2 protein-coding genes and 1 pseudogene are annotated in these 3,797 nt (G+C 63.5%); 1 reads left to right on the forward strand and 2 read right to left on the reverse strand.

The window, feature by feature from the left end; genetic code table 11:
• Together EOA22_RS27070 and EOA22_RS27075 are read right to left on the reverse strand one after the other, a co-directional pair.
• Positions 1-899, reverse strand: an 899-nt coding sequence (locus tag EOA22_RS27070; RefSeq protein WP_127390347.1) for a DUF882 domain-containing protein, incomplete at its 3' end; no start/stop codon positions are given.
• A 409-nt stretch (positions 900-1,308) separates the two neighbouring features.
• A complete protein-coding gene (locus EOA22_RS27075; RefSeq protein ID WP_063168940.1) occupies positions 1,309-2,844 on the reverse strand; it encodes a sigma-54 dependent transcriptional regulator in 1,536 nt (511 codons plus the stop codon).
• A 175-nt stretch (positions 2,845-3,019) separates the two neighbouring features.
• Between EOA22_RS27075 and EOA22_RS27080 the strand changes: the two are divergent.
• A pseudogene (locus tag EOA22_RS27080) lies at positions 3,020-3,797 on the forward strand (oligoendopeptidase F); the annotation flags it as partial.

The following is a 3,797-nucleotide window of genomic DNA, read 5'->3' on the forward strand; positions in this document are numbered from 1 at the left end:
GGGAGCTCGGCGCGCCGCGCATTCGCCGGCGCCACGAGGGCGATGCCCGGGAGGTTGCTGGTCTGGGCCGCCGCTGCCGGCGTCAGGTTTCTCGCCTTGGGCGGGGGGGCGGCCGAAGCGGTCTCGACATCGGCGCTGTCGTCGGCCTCGTCGTCGCCGCCGCCACCGAAGAAAGCCGACAGGAATCCACCCGATTTCTTGCTGCTGCCGCCGGCACTGGCCATCTCGATGGCCGGCGAGCCCGATCCCTTGCGCGCCTTGTAGGAGGCGAGCGCCTGCTCAAAGCCGGGCAGCGGCCTGCCGTCGCTCGGCACATGCAGCGTCTTGCCATTGGGGAACAGGGAGACCAGTTCCTGCCGGCTGATACCGGGCCAATGGCGCACATTGCCGACATCCATGTGGACGAACGGCGAACCCGATGACGGATAGTAGCCGACGCCGCCGCCCTGCATCTTGAGGCCGATGTTGCGCAGCTTCTTCAGCGGCACGCCGGGAATATAGAAATCCATCGCCTTGCCGAGCATGTGCTGGCTCTTCTCGGCCACGCCCCTGCTGCGGCTGCGCAGCATCGAGTTCGTCGACGGCGAGCGATAGCCGCAGACGACCTGGATATAGTCCGTGGCACCTGCTTCCCGATACGCCTCCCAGACGAGATCCAGCAGGCGCGGATCCATCTTGGTTGGCTCGTTGCGACGCCAGTCGCGCAAAATGATGTTGATCTTGCGGAGACCCTCGGGAACGTAGCGGCCGTTGCGCTTGTAGACGATCTCGGCCTTCTCATGGGTGTGGAGATGATAAAGCTTCAGCGACCGTGTTTCGGCGCTGGCTCCGCTCGCAGCCGCGGCAACAAAACCAAAAGCGACAACCAACACTGCCAGCCACTTCGGCCAGACGCTCAAATGATGGTGCCGCCTGTTTGTGTGTCGTTCGATTCTGTTCAAATCAAAAGGCCTTGCAGGCTGCCGTTTGTCCCCGGATTTGTCCAAACGGATGTGGCATTAGCACACCCGAATATCGATCCTAATGGTTAATCATCGCTTATTGAAGCCGAAATGCGGTAACACCGTGGCGATATCCCGTCAAAAATTGTTCACAAGGTTTCTTGGTAAACCGCTGGTTTAGATCGGATTTTCGCCTTCGCCCCAAACACGATCTGTTACCGTTAGCCTTAATGCGTGAACAGAGCTGTCCACGAGACAGCCACAATGCCGCCGAAACGGCGATACAAGGCCCGTTGTGGCATTGCAAGCTGGCGCCGGCCTTGTGGCAAAGCCGGAAGCCGGGCCAAAGCTCAGCCCGGCATCGCCCTTAGGAGGCTAGTCGATCGACGCGGCCTGTCTCCGGATCGATGCCGTGTTCCTTGAGCTTGCGATAGAGCGTCGAGCGGCCGATGCCGAGTCGGCGGGCGACTTCGCTCATCTGTCCGTTGTAGTGATCGATGGCAAGCTTGATCATCTCGAGTTCGACATCGGCAAGTGCCCGCACATTGCCGCGCTCGTCGAGCGCCCGCAACGTGCCGAAGCGAGGCTGCAGCCTTGCCGGCGGATCGAACGCGATTGCCGGGCCGCCCTCGCCGGGCAAGGCTTCGTCATCGCGCGCCTGCAAAGGCAAGGACGGCGACGGCGCGTCGCCATCCATATCGAGGTTGACGGTGCCTTCCACTTGCGCCCGGATCTGCGGGAAGTCCTCCGCGGTTAACATATAGCCTTCGCAAAGCACCGAGGCGCGAAAGACGGCGTTTTCGAGCTGCCGGATGTTTCCGGGCCAGTCATAGGCCTGCAGCACCGCGAGCGCTGCCGCCGAAATACCTTGCAGGCGACGGTGCGGGTCGGCCGGCGCGACCTTCTCCATGAAATGGGTGACCAGATATGGGATGTCGTCGCGGCGGTCGCGCAGCGGCGGCACGAAGATCGGATAGACGTTCAGCCGGTAGAACAGATCCTCGCGGAACTTGCCGTCCTTGACCTGCTGCAGGAGGTTGCGGTGCGTCGCCGAAATCAGCCTGATGTCGACCCTGACGGTCGAGCGCCCACCGACCGGGTCGACCTCGCCGTCCTGGACCGCACGCAACAGCTTGACCTGCACGTCGAGCGGCAGGTCGCCGATCTCGTCGAGAAACAGCGTGCCCGAATGCGCTTCGACGAACTTGCCGGTGTGCTTGTCGGTGGCCCCGGTGAACGAGCCCTTCTCGTGACCGAACAGGATCGATTCGACCAGATTGTCTGGAATGGCGCCGCAATTGACGGTGACGAAGGGCTTCGTGCGGCGGTCGCCACTGCCCTGGATGGCGCGCGCCACCAGTTCCTTGCCGACGCCGGACTCGCCCTCGATCAGGATCGGAATGTTGGATGCCGCCGCTTTCTGGCCAAGACGGATCACCCTGTCCATGGCCGGGCTGTGCGTGATCATGTCCTTGAAGGTCAGGAGGCCGCCGCGCCGGCGCGATGTGCGCTTGACCTCGCCCTCGACGGCCTCGACCTTGAGCGCATTGCCGATCGATGCCTGCAGCCTGTCGGGAGACGCCGGCTTGACGACGAAATCGAAGGCGCCATGACGCATCGCCGAAACCACGGTCTCGATTCCGCCCTGCGCGGTTTGCACGATCGCCGGCACGTTGATGTCGCGCTCGCGCATCGCCTTCAGCACGCCGATACCGTCGAGACCGGGCATGACCAGATCGAGGATGACCACCGACACCTCGCGGGCGCCGGGTCCATCGAGGATGTCGAGAGCGGCCGCGCCGCCGTCGACCACGATTGCGCTGTAGCCGAACCGCGTCACCGCCGCTTCGAGCAGCCGGCGTTGCACCGGATCGTCATCGACTATGAGTATGGAACCTGTCATGACTGGTGTGACTGCCCGCCCGAGGAATTCTGCCCTGTGGACCATCTTGGCACAGGGTTCTAAATAAGGTTTCAAAAAACCCGGTGAATGAATTCCTTAGGATTTGACCGGCTTCTCGTTTCTCCTTGAACCTTGGCCACGGAAGGTGTCGGCAATGCATAGGGATTCTGGGCACATGGTTTCCGCACGGCGGCTGGCGGCGCCGGCGTCGGGTCAAGGCGCGGCCGAGCTGGGCGACCTGCCGGAATGGAACCTTGCCGACCTCTATGCCGGCATGGACGCGCCGGAGCTGAAGCGCGACATCGCCAAGGCCGCCACCGATGCGACCAGTTTCGAGAGCCGCTGGAAGGGTACGCTGGCCGCCGAAGCCGAGCGCGGCGGCGCCGGCAGGCTGGGCGAGGCGCTTGTCGCCTACGAGGCGCTGGAGGAACTGATCGGCCGCATCGTCTCCTATGCGGGACTGGTTTATGCCGGAAACACCGCCGATCCCCAGCGCGCCAAGCTCTATGGCGACATCCAGGAGAAGATGACCGACGCCAGCGCGCACCTTCTGTTCTTCGCGCTCGAACTCAACCTGATCGACGATGCGTCGATCGAAGGCGCGCTCGCCGGCGATCCCGCCTTCGGCCACTATCGGCCATGGGTGCTCGATCTGCGCAAGGACAAGCCTTACCAGCTCGAGGACCGCGTCGAGCAGCTCTTCCACGAAAAGTCGATCACCGGACGCGGCGCCTGGAACCGCCTGTTCGACGAGACGATGACCGACCTTCGCTTCCACATCGACGGCGAGGAACTGACGTTGGAGCCGGCGCTGAACCGTCTGCAGGACGCCGACGGCGAGGTGCGCCGCCGGGCGTCCGAGGCGCTGGCCACGACCTTCCGCAAGAACTTGCGCACCTTCACGCTGATCACCAACACGCTGGCCAAGGACAAGGAGATATCCGCCCGCTGGC

Source organism: Mesorhizobium sp. M7A.F.Ca.US.014.04.1.1 (assembly GCF_003998745.1).
Classification (GTDB): Bacteria; Pseudomonadota; Alphaproteobacteria; order Rhizobiales; family Rhizobiaceae; genus Mesorhizobium; species Mesorhizobium ciceri.